Source organism: Chitinophaga polysaccharea (assembly GCF_007829335.1).
GTDB lineage: Bacteria > Bacteroidota > Bacteroidia > Chitinophagales > Chitinophagaceae > Chitinophaga > Chitinophaga polysaccharea_B.
Genome location: NZ_VIWO01000002.1, coordinates 713,111 through 733,662, shown reverse-complemented (window position 1 = coordinate 733,662; position 20,552 = coordinate 713,111). Strand labels below are relative to the sequence as shown.

Sequence of the window (20,552 nt, the reverse complement as noted above, 5' to 3'; positions counted from 1 at the left end):
AATATTAACAGGTGATCACACAACAACTATTAGAACGTTATTTTAAACAACAATGCACGGCCGAAGAGCGCACCTTGGTGGAAGCCTGCCTCGATGCTGGTGATCATACAATTTTGGATGGATTTTTACAATCGAAATGGAAGGATGCCATTGAAAATCCTTCTGCTACTATAACACCACCACCTATTACGCTACCCCGCCAGGCTAAGATCCGCTTGCTGCGGGCCAGCTGGTCGAAGTATGCAGCCGTATGTACGGGTTTACTTGTTTTGTCAACAGCCATCTTTTACCTCCTGACTGCCGGTAAAAAGAAAGCGGCAGTCAGCCAGGTAGCCCGGCTGGAGTGGAAGAAACTGGACAACCGCGGTAGTGCGATCCGTTCGGTAGTAATGGGCGATGGCACCAAAATATGGCTCAATAAAAATGCTGTGCTCCGTTATCCGGATAATTATAATGAAGCTACCCGGGAAGTGGAACTGTTGGGAGAAGCGTACTTCGAAGTGGCGCCCGATAAAAGCAAACCATTTCGCGTACACACGGCCGGCATTACCACTACCGCACTGGGAACCGCTTTTAATATCAGCGCCTTTACCATACGGGATACCGCTATCCGCGTAAGCCTGCTGGAAGGTAAAGTGGCGGTTACCACCGCCGGCGCCGGCGACCGTATACTCACACCCGGCATGAAAGTGGATTTCGAAGGTAACCAGCTGATGGAGCCTGTGCAGGATAGCCTGGTAAAACAGTCTACCGGCTGGATAAAAGATAAGATCTATTTTAATAATACTACCCTGAAAGAAGTATGCCGCCGGTTATCGTACCAGTATAACCAGCAATTGACAGCAACGGAAACAGCAGGCCAGCAGCGTGTTTCAGGTACATTCAATACATCAGATGATTTCAAAACCATTGTAGCAGCCATCACCTTTGTGCATCAGCTACAGGTGACCTATACACCGTCGGGGTGTAAGATCAGCAAAGAGTAAATTTTTGATACAACAAGTAACGTACTACAGCATAGCAATATGCTGAGCAGCTATACTATTGCCCATACGGGGCATTTTTAAAAACAAATAAAAGCTATACTATCAATGAGGTCATTTGTACGAAGTATCGTTTTGATCATGTGTCTTGTTTCTTTCCTACCTTTAACAACGCTATATGCCCAGCACCAGGAAGGCTTACAGCAGTTGGTAAAATTGCCGGTTGGCAAACAGCCGGTAGCCACTATACTTACCTCGCTGCAACAACAGCAGGGAAATTACCGGTACCTGTACGACCCTGCACAAGTAGCTTCCCTGCGCCTGAATATTCCTAAAAGCCCCATGTCTTTATCTGCGCTCTTACAGCTGGTAGATGAACAATTACCACTGGAGGTAGAGCTGAAAGAAAATATCATTGCTATCCGCAGTAAAAGAAATAAAAACGAAGACGCCGGAAAATCCGCCATGGGCAGCCTACAGGGCCGGATTTTTAACGACCAGAATGAGTCGGTACCGGGTGTTACCATCTCTGTTAATAAAGGCACTAAAGTAACCACCTCCCGGGTGGATGGCACCTATACTATTCCCTTACCTGAAGGCATATACGAAGTACAATTCAGCCACCTGGCATTTACCAATACCCGTGTGGCCAACATCGTGGTGAAAGCTGACCAGGCCACCATAAAAGACGTGATGCTGGCAGCCACCGCTTCCAACCTGAAAGGAGTAACGGTCAATGCTACGGCTAAAAGAGAATCCATAGCGTCGCTGTATAACCGGCAGAAAAACGCGGCTGCATTAACAGACGGTATCAGTGCGGAACAAATAGCCCGTACACCGGATAAGAATGTGGGAGAAGTATTAAAACGCGTAAGCGGCGTAGCCACGGTGGATAATAAATATGTGGTGGTACGCGGTATGAGTGAAAGGTACAACGGCGCCATGCTCAATGGTCAACTGATGCCCAGCACAGAATTGAACCGGAAGAATTTCAGTTTCGATATCATCCCTTCCAATATCATCGACAATATCACGGTATATAAAACCATCACGCCAGATATGAGCGCCGAATTCGGTGGGGGACTGGTCAACGTGGAAACGAAAGCTATTCCTACGCAGAATTTCTTTACTATCAGCGTGGGAGGTAGCATCAACGACAACACCACCGGCAAACAATTTCTCAGCCTGAAATTAGACAAGGAATACCTGGGACGCCCATCAGAGCACCGGGAACTTTTCGGAAAGCTCGGCTGGCCAGATCTGGCTTCTATCCGGGCGGAAACTGCCGGCCTTACTCCTCAGCCGGGAACCGGCAACTATGAATATCCCCTAAAGAAAGGACAGGTGGTGAACAACAACTGGGGACTCTATAATATGAAGGCCCATCCTTCACAGAATTACCAACTGGCCTGGGGACACGTTACTAACCTTAGTAATAGCCGTCAGCTGGGACTGCTGGCAGCAGTGAGTTACCGCAATACGTTGCAAACCCAGCGGGTAGAATCGCAGCGGGATGGTTTTATTTATGATCCCAGCAAAATCAACGGTGACGACTCTATTATCTTCCGGGGAAATCAATATGGCTTCACCACCAATATGGGATTCCTGGCAGGCATAGGGTATACCACCAGCAAACATAAGATCAGTCTTCAGTCTTTATATATTAATACACTGGATCAACAGCTGATCCTGGGAAAAGGGCTCAGTGATATAGGTGGTACGCAGGGACAAAGAACTGGGTATTATGACAATGTGCAGTGGACCCGATTGTGGCAAACACAGTTGAAAGGCGAGCATAGCGTCGGTGGAAAAGGCATAAAAATACAATGGTCCGGCACATATGTGCAGCTGGACCGGCAACGTCCCGACAATCATCACATGAATGCTCCGGCCCCGGATGATAGCATTACTACCGATCCTTACCTGATGACCGGCCCGCCCGCTGCCAGGGGGATCGATGGCGCTATGCGTTGGTGGACACACGCTTATGAGTCGGACCTGAACTGGGATGTAAATACGCAGATACCTTTCCGTTTTAATATAGGCAATACCGTATTAACCAACACGTTTAAAGCAGGGTATGCAGGCTGGTATAAAGACCGCTCTTTCTATGTGGCGCGTGCTTCTACTGGCGGCCCGGTGTCTAAAGTACCGCTGCCCGTACCTTCATTCTTTGATCCCGCCAACCCGGATTACAAGTTTGCCTTTGATAATTTTGGAGATGACTTCCATCGCTTTGCTACGTTACACGCTGTATATGGCATGTTTGATCAGAAGCTGGCAGGTAAATTAAGGTTGGTTTGGGGAGTGAGAGCAGAGTATTATAACCTGAATAAGGTAAATGAAGTGCTGGAAAAAGTGATTGGTAGTATCGGTAATGCCAATACGTACGACCTGAGCGCATTGTACAACCGGGAAAAGAACTGGAACCTGTTTCCCTCTGCCAGCCTAACTTACAGCCCCACTAATAAAATGAATATCCGCGGATCATATGCCCAGAGTATTATCCGTCCTGACTTACGCGAATTGACCTTTTTCAGGGAATATGATTTTGAATTAGGAGATGAATACATGAGCAATGACCCGATCGTATCTACGCGTATCAAACACATGGACCTCCGGTATGAGTATTATCCCGGACCAGGGGAGATCTTGTCTATATCCCTTTTCTATAAAAAGATAGATAACCCTATGGAGATCTTTAAGGACTTCAACGGTGGGTTCTACACGCTGCGTAACAGCCATGTGGCCGAGAACCGGGGAATAGAAGTGGAAATACGCAAATCACTGGCTTTTACGCAGGTACCGGTGATCCGGAACCTTACTTTATATGCCAACGGCACCCGGCTGTTTGCACGGGTGAAAAAGGCTTCCAGTATCACGTATCAGCAAGATCCTCCGGGCTCCAATAAAATGGTGCTGGTACAAAGCATAGGCGAGTGGGAAAACAGGCCGCAGCAGGGCGCCAGCAACTGGATGGTCAACGCAGGAGCCTACTACGATATCAAGCCCGTATCTGTGAGCCTGATGTATAATTATGTGACTAACCGCTTATTCGTACCTAACCAGAACTTTTATATTTCCCAGTACGAACGCCCCCTGGAGTCATTAGACGGACAGGTAGCTGTTCGCTTGCTGAAAGATAAAATGATCTTTCGTGCCAACGTGAGCAACCTGTTAAACAGTTATTCATTGATCTATATTAATCATGGCGATGGAGAAGAAACATCAGGAGAGCAACGGACCGCAAAGCAATTAATGTATCAGAAAGGCAAAGATTATGTTTACCATCGCCTCACGCCAGGCAGAACGTATAGTTTCACGCTGGGATACAGTTTCTAATGAAACCCCGTCACAGCGTTAGTAAATGAATGTATTACCGGTATATACAGTTTTTAGTTTCCTATTTTCTAATTTTAAATCTTTGATTGATGACCAGGTTTAACCTCTACGCTGCAGCTGCAACTATCCTGGCTGCCAGTGTACTCACAGTTTCTTGTAAGAAAGACGCACATCAGCAAGCGGATCGTCCGGTGAGCGCTACGCAGATTGTACCCGCTAACGGTGCTACCCTCAGCGGCGTACTGGGCACCGGCAAAACGGTACGTGATACCATTCACCTCACAGGCGGTACTTACCTGTTGAGTGGCCTGGTATACGTAGATACCCTGGATGTAATCCAGATCGATGCCGGTTCTACTATCAAAGGAATCCCAGGTGCTGCCGGCGTTCCAGGTGGTGGTCTGGTAATTACCCGTGGCGGTAAAATTGAAGCTAATGGTACTTCCAGTGCTCCCATTGTTTTCACTACCAACAGTGCCAGCCCTGCTTCCGGACAAACTTCTGGTATCATTATCCTGGGCCGTGCTACCACCAACCTGGGCGACACTGCCCGTATCGAAGGTATCGGCGGCGTTCCTCCATTAATTCCTTACTATGGTGGTTCTGTTGATACCGACAATTCCGGTATCCTGAAATACGTACGTATTGAGTATGCAGGTTTCGAATTGTCACCCGACAATGAAATCAACGGTTTAACCCTCGGCGGCGTTGGTAGTGGTACTACTATCGACTACGTAGAAGTGTACAAAGCTGCTGATGATGGTATCGAATTCTTTGGCGGTACTGTAAACGCAACCCATGTGGTAGTAGTAAACCCGCTGGATGATGGTCTGGATTTCGACAACGGTTTCCGTGGCCGTATTCAGTACGCGTTGGTAGTAGAAGATACTACCCGCGCTGATAAGAGCGGTTCTAACGGTATCGAGTCAGACAACAACGCTACCGGTAACCCCCGTACCCCGGTAACAAAACCATTGATTGCTAACCTCACTATCATTGGTCAACCTAACCAGGCACTGGCTACCAAAACCAACTTTGCCCCTTCTGGTACCGGCAAATATGGTGTAGCGGCACAATGGAGAAGAAGCAGCCAGTTTGAAGTGTACAACTCAGTATTCCTGGGCTTCAACAATGGTATCCTCCTGGATAACACCGTTCCTACGGGCGGTACTGCAGCAGATCAGACTACACAGGAAAAGTACAGAGATGGTGTATCTAAAATTAAAAATAACCTGGTACACGCATTCAATGTTCCTTTCTTCAGCAACCCTGCTTATCCTTACAGCGCTACCAAGCCTTATGCTGATCCGGCTGATAACAACACCGGCTATGCTAACGCAACAGATGCTAACCTGGCTATCAGATTGAAAGATCCGTTCAACAGGGTGCCTGTTGACTTCTATCTGCCAAGAACAGGTGCTCCTGCTGTAGCTTCTCCTGCACTGACAGGTGGTTTAACTACCGGCTTACCTGCTGGTTTAGTAGGTACTACTTTCAGAGGTGCATTCGATGGTACAGCTGCCAACAACTGGGCTACCGGATGGACTAAATTCAATTACTAATCAGTTTTTATGGCGTGACTGGTCCCCTTCGGGGGATCGGTCACTTTTTAATCAACGTATTATAAAATGAGGTATTCTATTGTAAGATTATTATGTTGCCTGTTGGCAGGAATAGGATTGTTTTCCTGTAAGAAAGGCACTCCGCTGGAAGGAGAAAAGTTCATGGAATTGTCGGTTCCCTTTGTACTAACTACCACGGATACACTGGATGTATTTGTAGATGGTCGGCTGGCAAAGACAGCCGAAAATATTAAAGGCCACAGTGTTACCGTGTTGTTAAAACAGAGAAGCCAGTTGCAGCTCAGCATAAGGAAAAAAGGCAGCGCCACGGTGTTGAAAGATACTACCGTGAATGTAACCACCAACAACCTGTCATTGTCCTATGCATACGATCCGGCATTAGGATTTAACCAGTTTGTAAAAGGCAGCGATTTTGAACATCCTTCTACCGACAGCATTGCATTTATTCTTATTAATAAGTTTACCAATTTCGGTTCCGGAAAAATTAATGTAACGATCTTCCGTAATAACAGTAAAGACTATACGGCAAACCCAGCCGATTCCGTTACTATCCTTAAAAATATACCATTAGGAGGCATGTCTGAGAAAGTAGTACTGCCCATAAAAGCAGCTGATGGCACCAAGAATTTGTACGTCATTGTTATCCGTGATGCCGCAAGCGGCATAGACCCCAATGCAGAATATACGCGCGATTTTGGCGCACCAGAAAATTCTGCCTATAATTTCATTAACGATGACAGCAACGCCCAGGCTTCACCTGGTCTCATCAACGGCATTTCCATTTTCCCTCTTTCATACGATAGCGGCAGCAAAGTGTACTATATGACGGATACACAGATAGCGTTCCAGTTATAAAATTACAATGCCTCCCACTTCCAGCGGGGGGCATTTCTTTTGCAGAAAGTAATTCATAATTCCTGTTCCAGCGCCTCAGGTAATTTATACCCGTCATTATAGGGTATGATATATTTCCGGGGCGCCACACCGCCGGAAGACGAGGTTTCTACGATCAGGTCATATCCAGGGCGACCGTTTTTCTCAAAACGGAATTTGTTGTCGTAACAGCGGCGGTTATCACTACCGTTATCATATTCGTAGGAAGTAACCAGGTGTGTAAGCGGCGACAACCGATCGCCCTGTAGTCCCACAACATCTACCCAGGAAACATTTTCTCCCATGTGGGTAAGGCCGCCTTCCAGTACAATGCCTACCTGTTCATCGCCAGTCCGCAATAGTTTGAGGAAGCGGCCGGAATAGCCGTACATACCGCCACCACCGGCATTGAGAAGAAAGGTTTGCAGTTGCCATTTATCTGCGATTTTGCTAAACAGCAATATGTCGCACCAACCAGTGGCGGCGCCATATTGAGGTCCCTGGTTGGTAAATACTGCCAGGGCATATCGTTTTTTATCTGTTTTAAAGAAGCGGAGCGTATCCAGGGATCTGACAATGCTATCATGATCGCCTACATCGGCCAACAAAGATACTGTGTCATACACCGCCTTGGACAGGCGCATCGCCTGGTCTGCGTTGAAATCCGGTGCGGGCGCCACCTGGAGGCTCCAGTTGTCGCTGGCCCGGCTGCTGCTGATCAACCGTATCCCGGCTATTTTCCACCCATTATCGCCACGCTCTAATTGGTATTCCTGTTCAAAGATGCCATTACCGTTCACCGGGTCGTCGACCGCCACGGTTGCAGGGATATTGATAGTACGCTCGGCTCCGGGAATAGGCTGGTAAAGCGGCTTTAGCAACCTGGCTGCGGTAATGCCTCCATACATTTTTATACTGGAAAACTGTGCCGCAGTGCCCCAGCGTTTACCGGTACAGTATTGCCAGGCACGCGTATATTGGCGCTGGTTCAGTGCAGCGGTAAAAGAGTCTACTACTTCTGCTGCCAGCAGCATGTTTGGAAGGACGGGCATGTCGGGGGCCGTTGTGGCAAGCCCGGTTTGCTCCTTATTTTCAGGGTAGTACTCGTAGGAGCGACGTGCCACATAATCCATTTGCCCATTCATGAACCGGGTTTGTTTAATCCAGTTCCCTTTGGCATCGTACTCGTATTGGTAGGTATTAATATATACTTTCCCGTTACCACTATAGGTAGTAGCGGATATATCTCCCTGTTTATTCAACTCCATGGTAGTCAGGAAATTGTTGGCCGGCGTATTTTTATAGCTGGTCTTAAACCGGAACAGTTGCGCCTTTTCATCAAATTCACGGCTCCATTCTATATCCTCGTTGGTACTGGTGGTATGCGATCCGGTTAACTTCCCCGCTTTATTGTAAGTATATGTAGTGGTAGTTTCCTGCTGACTCCGTTGTGTGGTAATACTTTTGTTCACCAGGCGACGCTTGTCATAGAAAAGCTGCACGGACTGCAGAAGGGTATACCTGTCGCGTTCCATATAGCCATAGGTATCTATCTGGCGGATGCTGTTGTCGTCATTGTATAGGTATATTTTCCTCCCGGGTCCATCACTGCTGTCTATCCGGTTACCAGTATAATAATATACTGTGGGAATACTTTTATCGGTGCTGGTATAGTTCATTAGCTTCGATGGCCAACCTGATAACGTGAACTCAAACGCTTGATAAGTTAAAGCATTGCTGGGCATACCCTTGCCATCGTAATTGGTGATGCATTGTAGGTACGATTTTACAGGTCCTCTCAGCAACCCCTTTTCCCTATTGGGTAGTAACAGGATGGAGATGTCCTGTTTGGTGATATATTCATGTAATTCCTGCGCCTGGGTATTGGCCGCTAACAAACAAAGTGCTACCAGTAATATCAACTTATTCATTCCTGTATCCGGTTTTGGCAAAGGGCCAAATATAGGAATAAACACTTTTATTCTTTGTTTTAAAAAGCTATTTTGCCAGTCGAATAATTCTAACGTTATGATGAAGCATCGTTTTTCCCGGACGCTGGCCATGGCCTTGTTTGCCGGTTTTATTTCCTGCGCAGGAACAGTGAAAAAAGATACCCCGCCTAAATGGATCTCTCTTTTTAATGGAAAGGACATCAATGACTGGATAGTCAAAATTCATCACCATGAGGTGGGCGACAACTTCGGCAACACTTTCCGGGTAGAGGACAGCATTATTAAAGTGCGCTACGACCAGTATGGTGACTTCAATGAGCAGTTTGGCCACTTGTACTATAAACAGCCCTTTTCGCATTATCACCTGAAGTTCGAATACCGCTTTGTAGGGAAGTGGTGCCCCACGGCGCCCGAATATACATTGCTCAACAGCGGGGTGATGTTCCATTCGCAGGATCCGCGTACCATGCCTAAAGAGCAGGACTGGCCTATTTCTATAGAAATGCAGCTGCTGGCGGGCCTGGGAAATGGCCAACGCCGGCCCACGGGTAATATGTGCTCACCGGGTACCAACGTGGTATACAAAGGAAAGCTGGACGAAACGCACTGCATCGAATCGTCTTCCCATACTTATGAAGGAGAACAATGGGTACGCGGGGAGCTGATCGTACTGGGTGATTCGCTAATCACCCATATTATCAACGGCGATACCGTGTTACAATATTCCAAGCCGCAGATTGGCGGGGGCGTAGTGCACGACTACAATCCGGCCATCAAGATCGATGGTAAGCTCTTGTCGGAAGGCTATATTGCCCTGCAGAGCGAAGGGCAACCCGTGGACTTCAGGCATATTGAGATCATGGATTTGACCCCGGCGCCCGCGAAAAAATAAATGGCGCTCATTAAACTATAAAAAACGACTTCCCCTGGAAAGGAAGTCGTTTTTTATAGTTAGCAGGGGATAACTGAAATGGAAGCGCCAAAGACCACATATGGTTCCTGCCGGTGAAATAGGAACGTTCATCGCTCATACACGACCGCTGATCGCCTTTCCCTTGCAAAAAATAATTTTTAGTAGTAGTATAGGTGTTTTTTTCCCGGCACTCGTCTAAATTTGCAAGGGAAACCTGTAATGGGAGAAATCCCCCGGAAATGTATTACCTATGACAGAATCAACTTTGAGTTCGGCTATTGTTTATTTGTTCGGAACTATTATTTTCTTAAGTCTCCTGGAATCTTATTTCAGCTACAAACACGATAAGAAATACTATGACTCCAAAGACACCCTGACTACCATTTACCTGATGAGCGTTAACTTCCTTGTAAACGTGGTCATGAAATCCGGGACTTATATTTTATTGGATTTTTGTTACCGGCGCTACCGCTTTTTTATCATTCCCAATGTGTTCCTTTACTGGACGGTACTGATCCTGCTGCAGGATTTTCTATACTGGCTGCTCCACGCCACCGGCCACTATATCAGGCTGTTCTGGGCCGTGCATGTTACCCATCACTCGTCCGAACAGTTTAACCTCACTACCGGATTCCGTTCCAGCGTATTTGAGCCTATGTACCGGTTATTCTTCTTTGTGCCATTGAGCCTGCTGGGCTTTAACGCCCTGGATATCCTGTTTGCCTATTACATTACACAGATCTACGGCAACCTGGTACATACCCAGGCTATCGGAAAACTGCACCCGGTAATTGAGTATATATTTGTGACGCCCTCTCACCATCGTGTACATCATGCGAGCAACTACCGGTACCTCGACAAAAACATGGGCATGCTGCTGATCCTATGGGACCGCATGTTTGGCACGTTCCAGGAAGAGCTGCCGGAAGATAAGGTGAAGTACGGACTGGTAAAAGAATTGGAAAACCGTGGCCCCGTGAATATTATTTTTCATGAATTTATTGCCCTGTGGCAGGACATGAAAAAAGCTGATTCACCGGCAGATAAGCTGAAATACCTGTTTTATGCGCCGGGATGGAGCCACGACGGACAGTCGCAAACCAGTAAAGACCTGCAGCGGCAGTTGGCGGAAGAAGAGGGTAGTGCGGTGGTGTAGCGGTATCCCAGGCTATTTTTATTATCTGCTCCTATACCTGTCAATTAATATGGAACTAATCAGTAGACCCTTTTTCCCGGACGAAATCCGCCTGTTGAATAAGCTGAAACTTAAATACAGTCAGAAAGCTGTATCACGCCTGAAGGTATATGACCTGCTGTTGATTTTTATCACAGGCATCGCCTTTGCAGATATGGCCACTATGATCAAATCCGGTTTGGGCATCGCAGTATTTGGTACGCTGGTAGGACTTTGTTTTTTTGTTGTCTTATTTGCCCCTTTTGAGAGATACCAGAATAATAGGCGCATAAAACGTAAGTGGTCGGTCGCCAACTCGCTGCTGATGCAAAACGGGCTTACCGTTACCCGGGTAAACGCCCTGCAAATAGCGCTGGCAGCCGAGTATGAGGATGAAGGCGATTTATACCTGGTCGCTTATAAACCAGACGCTGTACTCTATTTATGGGATAACAATTACCAGTTAAGCAAACGGCTGCCCTGCCTGAATTTTGATATCTATCCCGAAGAATTTACCAGGCTCACCGGCCGCCAGGTATACACCCTGAGTGAACAAATTATGCCAGTTTCCATTGCTGCGGCACATAAATGGAAGTACCTGAAAAAATATGGAAGCCCACGGCAACTCAGCACCGAAGAGATCAGCATGGAAGACCTGATCGCCAGGTTTTAAGTTGACCTGGCGATCATCATCGCCTGTTAAATCGTTATTGTGCCGGTGTAGGCACAATAACGACAGCCTGGCCTCCTGAAAGGGATAAAGCAATGTGCCGGTTTATAGTCGGTTGATGCTGTAAGAATTTAAGTCCGGTGGCATCAATTTGAAAGAGGTCGACTGTTTTTGCATCTGACCAGTTTGATGGCAATTGCCATGTTTTTGAGCTGTAGCCTTTCTCACTGTAGGCTATTATTTCACGCTCTTTGCTCCAAACGACGGGTATAAATAGATCATTCCCCTTCCGAAGTACGATGCCCTTATGCATAATAGATGAATCTTTCAAACTGACAGTAAGTCCGTCACTGTATTGTGCTACCCGTTGTAACCCTTTACCCTGTAGTTTTTTACGATGGTATTTATTCAGGTAGGTATAAGGCAGTGTGCCGGTATAAAACTGGTACTTAAATGCTTGCTGCCAATCGATAATGGTGCGGAAATCGTTTTCCAGATCATTGAAGCAATCTTCTCCCCGGGTACTCATACCAAACAAAAAGCCAAGCTGCATTTGTTCACCAGCCAGTTTCGGATCCTGTTTAATAAATAAAAATGGCCCTCCGCCTGTGGCTATGGAAGCAGGCGTACGCTTAAATCCGCTTTCTGTTTGATCAAACCAAACAAACCAGGGCGACAACCCGGTAAAATGGTCCTGTCCATCCCGCAGGCGGATGTAACTCTCCTGGGACACATCAATCTCCTTCGTTTTAAAATATCTTATTACCCTGCGCTGATAGCTTTCTTCTTCCGGCTGAGAGATATTCAAATAAGGATTTCCCCGGGAAAAGTAGGCGTCTAACAACACAGTTTTAGCCTCCTTCAAAAATGGCAGTAATGTCAGCAGTTCATCAATTCTTTTGGTGGCATAGCCCTTTTCCCATTCCTCTTTAAAACAAACCTGGTAAGCATCAAAACCATTATAACTACCTGTCTTCATAGGCTGCCCGTCTTTCAACCGGGAAATCAGACCTTTCTCCCAGTAAGTATCCCATAAAGGACTGTTCTTATAAGCATCCGCCATATTAACATGTACACTAATGGTAGTGTTATACTTTTTACATTCGCCAGATAGCCAGATTAACGACTGTAAGCCGGTACTGTCTTCAGGCCTTTTAAGCGCATCATTTACATGATGCCAGGCAGGGTACTTATCGTCATGACCATTATATTGCCAGCCTACCAGGTAAATGATTTTTGGAATGTGAAGGGTGATAGCATCTACTTCTTTCACGAGGGCAGCAACTTCTTTAAAAGTACGTCTTACGTATGATCCTCCTTTACCATCCGGTGTGGCAAGCATCAGGTGCATAACCAGTGTTTGACCATAATTGAAAGCATAGGGAGACGCTGGTTTACCGGTTTTTGTCCAATCATAGTAAGTGCCGGAAATGCTTTTCCAGTTGGTGCTTTGCGCTTGTATAGCTCCCAGGTTCAGCAAGAAAAGGAAGGTTAGTAAATGTCGCTGTTTTTTCATACGTGTGCTGTTATAAAGTAGAGCTGTCTTTGGTATACAACAATGAGCAAGATAAAGCTTATACTGATCGGGGATTGTATCAATTTTAGTATTTGCTGGTTCTTTTTTGACATGCTGGTAGCTGCCCTACACGCAGGAGCAGGATGGGGCAGGATGCCCGCATCGGATTTTACCTGTAATATTGGATAACTGCTGCTCCCTGAACAATGAAATTTGCAGCATTCCTTGTCAGCCCGGTGTTATCTGATTACAATCAAAATACAGATGTCTAAAATCTTCCCGTTATGTACTTATTTAGCAAGACAATGCTCGTACTGTGCCTGCTGCTGCCGGCATCAATGCTGCGGGCACAGTTAACCAATCCGTTGATTCCCATACCGGTAGAAATGCATACCGGTAAAGGCGCTTTCACCATCTCCAGGGAAACCGCTATTGCTGCCGATACCACATTACGCGGGGAAGCAGCACTGCTGCGGGAACAATTAACCGCTGTCACCGGGTATCCGCTGCCGTTAGTATCAGCCCGCAATACCGGTAAGGCTATCCGCATGCAGCTCAACACTTCCAACGAAACGGTCCTGGGGACGGAAGGCTACCGGTTGAATATTACACCAGCGGGCGTCAGCATCCGCGCCAATACACCAGTGGGCATTTTTTATGGCGCGCAATCATTATTACAGCTACTCCCGCCAGCAATAGAAAGAAGGCAATTGATGCAGACGGCACTGACGTTGCCAGCCGTATCGGTAACAGACTATCCCCGCTTCGGCTGGAGAGGATTGATGCTGGATGATAGCCGCCATTTCTTTTCTAAATCATTCGTGAAGAAGTATATCGACCAGATGGCCAAATACAAATTTAATGTATTCCACTGGCATCTTACCGATGATCCGGGATGGAGACTGGCCATCCAAAAATACCCCCAGCTCACGGAAGTTGGCGCCTGGCGCGTTCCCAGAACAGGCCGTTGGGGAACTTACAGCGGACCTGCACCAGGAGAACGTGCCACCGATGGCGGATTTTATTCGGCAGAGGATATCCGCGAAATTGTACAATACGCCGCCGCCAGGCACGTTACCATCGTACCGGAAATAGATGTTCCCGGTCACAGCGGCGCCCTGATCGCCGCGTTCCCGGAAGTATCCTGCAAACACGAACATCATCCTACCTATCCCGGAAGCAGTGAAGGGCCCGGCGATAATGTGCTCTGTGCCGGAGAAGAAAAAAGCTTTGTGCTGCTGGATAGTATCCTGGGTGAAGTGGCGGCTTTATTTCCTGGTAGTTACATTCATATCGGCGGCGATGAGGTGGATAAATCGTTCTGGAAGCAGTGCCCCAAATGCCAGCAACGTATGAAACAGGAAGGGCTGAAAGATGAACACGAATTACAAAGCTATTTTATTAAGAGAGTGAGCAGGATCGTAGAACGATATGGCAAAAAGTTGATAGGCTGGGACGAGATCCTGGAAGGAGGATTGGCCCCTGGCGCGGCGGTAATGTCGTGGCGGGGACCAGAAGGCGGTATTGCTGCCGGCAAAGCCGGGCATGCGGTGGTAATGACGCCACTGCAGTTTTGTTACCTGGATTACCTGCAAACAGACTGGCACATCGAACAGATCGGTGGTAACCACTTAACGCTAACAGATACTTATCGCTTTGAACCGGTGCCGGAAGAAGTAGACCCCGCATATATTCTCGGGGGACAAGGCAACCTGTGGACCGAATTCATTGCTTCCCCCGGGCGGGCAGAGTACATGACCTGGCCCCGGGCCTTCGCCCTGGCGGAGGTGCTGTGGTCTCCAAAAAAAGAACGTGTGTTGCCGGATTTTCTTAGCAGGGTAGAAAAGCATTTCGTACGTTTGTCCGACGCCGGCGTCAACTATGCACCCGCCATCTATGATCCCCAGGTGCGTACACAAAAGAACGACAAAGGCGCCCTTAACCTGGTCCTGTTTACCGAAGCGCCCGACCTGGAGCTGTACTATACGTTTGAAGGCGTACGCCCCGACCAGTATGCATCGAAATATACCGGTACACCGGTGGCAATACCGGCCGGCGCCTCCGATGTCAAAGTGGTGACGTACCGCAACGGCAAACAAATGGGCCGCGTATTATCTATCAATATAAAAGAGCTGCATTAACAACTATGAAAAGGGTTTTATTCCTGGGCTGGCTATTGTTACTGTGGGCCGCCCCCACGTTGGCTAATGGGGGAAGCTCCCTGTTACCCGCTCATCTGCGTTGTGAATACCTGGTAAATCCCACCGGCATAGATGAACCGCATCCACGCCTGGGCTGGACATTTGAAGCCACCGATCCAAAGGCTTTCGGGCAACGGCAAACCGCCTATCGCATCCTGGTGGCGGCCACACCGGAAGAATTAAACGACAACAAAGGTTCATGGTGGTCGTCCGGATGGATCAATTCCAGCGACATGCAGCAGATTGAATACAAAGGAAAACCCTTGCAGTCGGATCAGTCGTATTATTGGAAAGTAAGTGTAAAGGACGAGCAGGGACGTATTTCGCCCTGGAGCGAAACCGCACAATGGACTACCGGCTTATTTCAGCCCGGCGAATGGCAGGCTTCCTGGATAGGCACGGCGGAAGTATTTGATCCACGTCAGCGCGATTGTAATATCAACGACCCCTGGCTGAGAAAAACAATTGACCTAAAGGAGGCGCCACACAAAGCCAACATGTTTGTAGCCTCTATAGGATACCATGAATTGTATGTCAACGGAAAAAAAATCGGGGATGGCGTGATGGCCCCTGCGGTAAGCAATCACACTAAAAGAGCCCGCTATATAGCCTATGATATTGCAAAGGAACTAAAGCCCGGAAAGAATGTAATTGCCCTCTGGCTGGGTACTTCCTGGTCTATATTCGGGCCATACATTACACCGGATAAACCCAATACACCTATTGTAATGGCACAGGCTGCACTTTATAACGGTAACGCCACTACGCCTTTCATGCTCGTTAAAACAGATGCTTCGTGGCGCACACATCCCAGTCCCAACCAGCTATTGGGCACCTGGGACTTCCATAAAATGGGAGGAGAGATCTGGGATGCCCGCAAGGAAATGAAAGACTGGAATACAGCCGGCTGCGATGAAAGCAACTGGCCTTCAGCAGTGGTATATCATCCGCGCCTGTTACTGTCGGCCCAAATGGTGGAACCTAACCTGGTGATAAATGAAATAAACCCGGTATCCGTCACAACAGCGCCCGATGGCAGCTATGTAGCAGATATGGGCGTCAACTTTGCCGGATGGACAGCTATTCAGGTACATGGTCATCCCGGCGATACTATCCAGTTCCTGTTTTCAGAAAGGGCGAATGTACCCATGACCTTCGCGCTGCATAGTGCGGTGGTGATCAGCAACGATGGTACAGCCACTTTTCACAATCGTTTTAACTACAGCTCCGGGCGCTGGATCACCATCCGCGGATTGAAATATACCCCTGCACTTACCGATATCCGCGGCTGGCTGGTGCGAACAGGATATACTGCTGCCAGCAGCTTTACCTGCTCAGACTCCCTCCAAAACTGGATCTACAACCGGGTGCGATGGACTTACGAGAACCTGTCGCTTGGCGGTTATATCGTAGATTGCCCGCAACGGGAGCGACTGGGCTACGGTGGCGATGCACATGCTACCTGTGAAACGGGGATGTATAACTATCATCTCGGCGCCTTTTATACCAAGTGGATGGAAGACTGGCGCGATGTACAGGGATCTGAGGCGGTTGTAGGCAATATGTACGATACAGCCTGGGCCCACAAAGGACTGATGAGTGGCCGTCACCTCCATAAAGGAATACAACCTCATTCCGCGCCTACGTATATGGGTGGGGGTGGCCCTCCCTGGGGAGGCATCTGCGTATCCCTGCCCTGGTTCATTTACCAAAAGGAAGGTGACCGGCGGGTATTGGAAAGGAACTTTGAGATGATAAAAAATTGGCTGGCTTTCCTGGATACCCAAACAAAAGACCATCTCTTACAGCGATTTGGCGGCAACTGGGATTTCCTGGGAGACTGGCTTTGGCCGGGTGCTACCGCTGAAGGGATGAATAACGATAAACCACAAACGCTTTGCCTGAACAATTGTTACCGCGTATTTAACCTGCGTACCGCTGCGAAAATAGCGAAGGTGCTGGGCAAAACTAAAGAAGCTGCCGAATGGCAGCAACAGGCGGACTTGTCCAGTCGCGCTATCAATACCCGGTTTTATAACGCGGCAGACCATAGCTACTCCGACAGCTCCATGGGCAATATGGCCGCTGCGCTACTGGCGGAAGTGCCGGCACCCGATCAGCGCGTCGCCGTGATGAAGCGATTGGAAAATGAAATCCTCGTAGTACGCAAAGGACATATCAATGTGGGGATTACCGGGGGCGCCATGTTGTTCCGCCTGCTCCGCGACGAAGGCCGTGATGACCTCCTGTATAGCATGACTTCTCAAACTTCGTACCCTGGTTGGGGTTATATGAAGGACAACGATGCCACCACTATCTGGGAAATGTGGGAGAAAGACTTACCGGGACATTCTCTTTTACATAGTTCCTTTCTTTATCCGGGCGCCTGGTATATCAACGGGGTCTCCGGTATACGACGCGATCCCGCTTCTACTAAAGGATTCCAGCATTTTGTTGTACGGCTGCCATCTTTCAATAGTCCTCAAATGACCTGGGCTAATACCAGTTTTGGGTCCTCTGCCGGAATAATAAAAACGGCCTGGAAAAGAGAGAATGGCGGGCTAACATTACGACTGTCGGTGCCACCAAACTGCTCGGCCACACTGGAGTTGACGGAGGAGGAAGCCGCAGGTCTCAATGCGGGACAGGCGCCGATTAAAAAGCAGCGCAGGCAAAATGGAGGGGTAACATATGAATTGCCCGCTGGCAATTATGTTTTTAGTACCACGATATAAAAAACAGGTGCTCCTTGTTATGCACTATGTAATTTCTTCGGATGTGTACCTGGCAGCTTCACCGCCTTTACAATCCATGGCAGGGAAATACCTTGTACGATCAGGGTAAACAACACCACTACCACGGAAATAAATACGATAGCATTTCTTTCCGGGAATGATTTGTTATCTCCCAACGTCATAGGCAGCCCAATGGCGATAGCCAGGGAAACAATGCCCCGCATGCCCGACCAGCCGATAATCAGGCTATTCTTAAAATCCAGCAACGCATTTTCTGTGATCCTGCCTTTACCTTTCTTAAAGGCCTGCTCCAGGTTGAGCTGTTGGGTGAAGATACGGGCCATGCGTAGCACCAGCGCTACCAGGGTAATTATAATCCCATAGCCGATGTAGGGAAATATCATATCGGCAGGGATGTCTTTAATAATATAGGGAAACTGTAATCCTATCAATATAAAAATGAGCCCATTGAGCAGGAAAATAATAATGTCCCAGATGGCACGGGATTGTTGTTTTAACTTTTCCGGAAAGGCACGGTTGCTGATCCTCGCGGTCATGAGGCCCAGTACGACTACGGCAATCACACCCGATACATGCAGCTCTTCCGCCAGCAGGTAAGTAACAAAGGGCATCAGGAGCATAAAGCTGATGGTTACCAGGTCGTTTTTATGCACCACTTTCAGGATTATATGTAATAGCTTGCCGATGGCAAGTCCCACCAGTACGCCGCCCGCCATCAGCACAATAAATTCCAGCGATGCTTTCCAGAACACGAAGGCCGTACCCATGGCCGCGGCAATAGCAAAACGATAGGTTACCAGGGCAGAGGCATCGTTGATAAGACTTTCACCTTCAAGGATAGTAATGGTTTTATGGGAAAGGCCCAGTCCTTTGGTAATGCTCATAGCGGCTACGGCATCGGTAGCAGAGAGGATAGCACCCAATACAAAGGCCAAAGGCCAGGTCATACCAGGAATTAAGTAATGCGCCACCACCGCGATAGCCGCTGCCGTTAAAAAGACAAGCCCGATGGCGAGGGTGCCAATCGTATTAAAATTGGTTTTGAATTCCTGCGGCGAAATATTAAACGCCGCGTCGTATAAAAGGGGCGGCAGGAAAATAAGGAACACTACATCGGGGTTCAGTGAAATATCGGGCAACGCCGGTATAAAGCCAATGCCAATACCGGCGCTGATCAGCAACACCGGGTAAGGCAACTTCATCTTATCTGCCATCGCAGATAAGATGATCATAATAGCCAATATGAAGATAACAATGCTATAGAGCTCCATGGTATGATTTACTGCAAAGATATAAGGTAGGTTTTTTTAGAAAGATATTTGTAGGTTAGGAATTTATTTTTATCATTGCAAAGAAAGGAATTGTTTGTTGACAAGCCCCCTCCCTTCACCTGGTATGCTGTTGATATAATAATATAAAGTATGAAGAAAGTATCCCTGATCTTTATGGATCATCCTATGAGGTATCTGGCTGTAGTGGCCTGTTTGTTGCTGGCGCAGGTAAGTATCGCGCAAGATTCCATTAAACGTTACAATGCACAATTCACCAAGTTGGCGATGGATAGTAGTATCCCGGTGCTGGATATTGGCCGGAGCGGAGATCCCGGCAATCAGAATGTTCCATTGTGGGCGCCTACCGGTGGTGCTTACAACATTGATTTTCACGGGTGGAGAGATGTGACGCCCGGCCTCATTGGCGCGCGTATCCGGGCGGAAAGAATAAATATTTACCAGGCAAATGCTGCGCTGGTACAAGGGATGGATTTAACCTTTCATACCACCGGGTCAGTAAGCGGGCCGATAGAGAGAATGCGGATCACTTCCGGTGGGAATATCAGCGTGGGGGTCCAAAAACCGGCTGCCAGGTTCCATGTGGCGGCGCCCTATGGCATCGTGTTAGCGAAATATACACAGGTGGATAATACCGGGGGAGATGGAGAAATGGTGATCTACAATGCTGCCGGAGCCGACACCGACTATATTCCCACCCTGCGTGGCCGTGCCTGGTCCCATGGCCGTGGCTACGGATTATATATGCTCGGCGAATCAGAAGATATTGTACCACTGGCAGACCAACCCAACGTGGGGGCGGTAACGATAACTGGTTTATCCAAAAATATACAACAGCGGAAACTCCTGAATAATAACGTATTCACCGTTAACAATAATACTGACAATCTTTTTGTTATAAAGGCCAACGGCAATATAGGCATAGGTACACCTGATACGAAAGGTTATAAACTGGCAGTAAATGGTGCGGGTGTATTTACCCGTGTAGTGGTGAAAGCGTATAATAACTGGCCTGATGATGTGTTTACTGCTGATTATTCATTGCCATCAATAGCATCCCTGGAGCAGTTTGTAACCACCCGCCAACATCTTCCCGAAGTTCCTTCTGCCAAAGAAGTAATGGAAAACGGACAGGACTTAGGTGAAATGAACAGGCTGCTGCTAAAAAAAGTAGAAGAACTCACCCTCTATATCATCCAGTTGAATAAAAGGGTAGATGAGCAACAAGCGCAGATAAAATTATTGCGAAAATAGGCCAGCTGGCCGGGCTGGGAAGGTCTGAAAAGGCAGACCTTCCTGC

At 47.8% G+C, this 20,552-nt stretch carries 13 protein-coding genes; 10 read left to right on the top strand and 3 right to left on the bottom strand.

Going from position 1 to position 20,552, the window contains the following annotated elements:
• Positions 1 to 11: 11 nt before the first annotated feature.
• The 4 genes from FHW36_RS10980 to FHW36_RS10965 all read left to right on the top strand — a co-directional run bounded on the left by FHW36_RS10980 (position 12) and on the right by FHW36_RS10965 (position 6,763).
• A complete protein-coding gene (locus tag FHW36_RS10980; RefSeq protein WP_145667224.1) occupies positions 12 to 986 on the top strand; it encodes a FecR family protein in 975 nt (324 codons plus the stop codon).
• 105 nt (positions 987 to 1,091) lie between these two features.
• Complete coding sequence (locus FHW36_RS10975) at positions 1,092 to 4,325, top strand: TonB-dependent receptor (protein ID WP_145667220.1); 3,234 nt, start codon at positions 1,092 to 1,094, stop codon at positions 4,323 to 4,325.
• A gap of 89 nt (positions 4,326 to 4,414) precedes the next feature.
• Positions 4,415 to 5,887 carry a hypothetical protein gene (locus tag FHW36_RS10970; protein WP_145667218.1) on the top strand — a complete coding sequence of 491 codons (1,473 nt, stop codon included), beginning with the start codon at positions 4,415 to 4,417 and terminating at the stop codon, positions 5,885 to 5,887.
• A gap of 66 nt (positions 5,888 to 5,953) precedes the next feature.
• Positions 5,954 to 6,763, top strand: a complete 810-nt coding sequence (locus FHW36_RS10965; RefSeq protein WP_145667215.1) for a hypothetical protein — start codon at positions 5,954 to 5,956, stop codon at positions 6,761 to 6,763.
• 53 nt (positions 6,764 to 6,816) lie between these two features.
• Here the strand turns inward: FHW36_RS10965 and FHW36_RS10960 are convergent, their stop codons facing one another.
• Positions 6,817 to 8,712 carry a hypothetical protein gene (locus tag FHW36_RS10960; RefSeq protein ID WP_145667212.1) on the bottom strand — a complete coding sequence of 632 codons (1,896 nt, stop codon included), beginning with the start codon at positions 8,710 to 8,712 and terminating at the stop codon, positions 6,817 to 6,819.
• Positions 8,713 to 8,809: 97 nt separating this feature from the next.
• Between FHW36_RS10960 and FHW36_RS10955 the strand changes: the two genes are divergently transcribed.
• From FHW36_RS10955 to FHW36_RS10945, 3 genes are all read left to right on the top strand, one after another.
• A complete protein-coding gene (locus FHW36_RS10955) occupies positions 8,810 to 9,625 on the top strand; it encodes a 3-keto-disaccharide hydrolase (RefSeq protein ID WP_145667207.1) in 816 nt (271 codons plus the stop codon).
• Between the two features lie 271 nt (positions 9,626 to 9,896).
• Entirely contained in the window at positions 9,897 to 10,802 is a 906-nt protein-coding gene (locus tag FHW36_RS10950; protein ID WP_145667204.1) for a sterol desaturase family protein, read from the top strand.
• A gap of 49 nt (positions 10,803 to 10,851) precedes the next feature.
• The gene (locus FHW36_RS10945) at positions 10,852 to 11,493 is read left to right on the top strand and encodes a hypothetical protein (protein WP_145667201.1); all 642 of its coding nucleotides are present in this window, start codon (positions 10,852 to 10,854) and stop codon (positions 11,491 to 11,493) included.
• A gap of 34 nt (positions 11,494 to 11,527) precedes the next feature.
• On the opposite strand, the gene FHW36_RS10940 is transcribed toward FHW36_RS10945, so the two are convergent.
• A complete protein-coding gene (locus FHW36_RS10940; RefSeq protein ID WP_145667197.1) occupies positions 11,528 to 13,006 on the bottom strand; it encodes an endo-alpha-N-acetylgalactosaminidase family protein in 1,479 nt (492 codons plus the stop codon).
• A 284-nt stretch (positions 13,007 to 13,290) separates the two neighbouring features.
• Between FHW36_RS10940 and FHW36_RS10935 the strand changes: the two genes are divergently transcribed.
• Together FHW36_RS10935 and FHW36_RS10930 are read left to right on the top strand one after the other, a co-directional pair.
• Positions 13,291 to 15,147: a beta-N-acetylhexosaminidase gene (locus tag FHW36_RS10935; protein WP_246121131.1), complete on the top strand. Its 1,857-nt coding sequence runs from the start codon at positions 13,291 to 13,293 to the stop codon at positions 15,145 to 15,147.
• Between the two features lie 5 nt (positions 15,148 to 15,152).
• Complete coding sequence (locus FHW36_RS10930) at positions 15,153 to 17,942, top strand: family 78 glycoside hydrolase catalytic domain (protein ID WP_145667194.1); 2,790 nt, start codon at positions 15,153 to 15,155, stop codon at positions 17,940 to 17,942.
• Between the two features lie 17 nt (positions 17,943 to 17,959).
• Here the strand turns inward: FHW36_RS10930 and FHW36_RS10925 are convergent, their stop codons facing one another.
• Positions 17,960 to 19,234, bottom strand: coding sequence for a Na+/H+ antiporter (locus FHW36_RS10925; protein WP_145667191.1), 1,275 nt, complete (start codon positions 19,232 to 19,234; stop codon positions 17,960 to 17,962).
• A 150-nt stretch (positions 19,235 to 19,384) separates the two neighbouring features.
• On the opposite strand from FHW36_RS10925, the gene FHW36_RS10920 reads away from it, so the two are divergent.
• A complete protein-coding gene (locus FHW36_RS10920) occupies positions 19,385 to 20,506 on the top strand; it encodes a hypothetical protein (RefSeq protein ID WP_145667188.1) in 1,122 nt (373 codons plus the stop codon).
• The last annotated feature ends 46 nt before the right edge of the window (positions 20,507 to 20,552 follow it).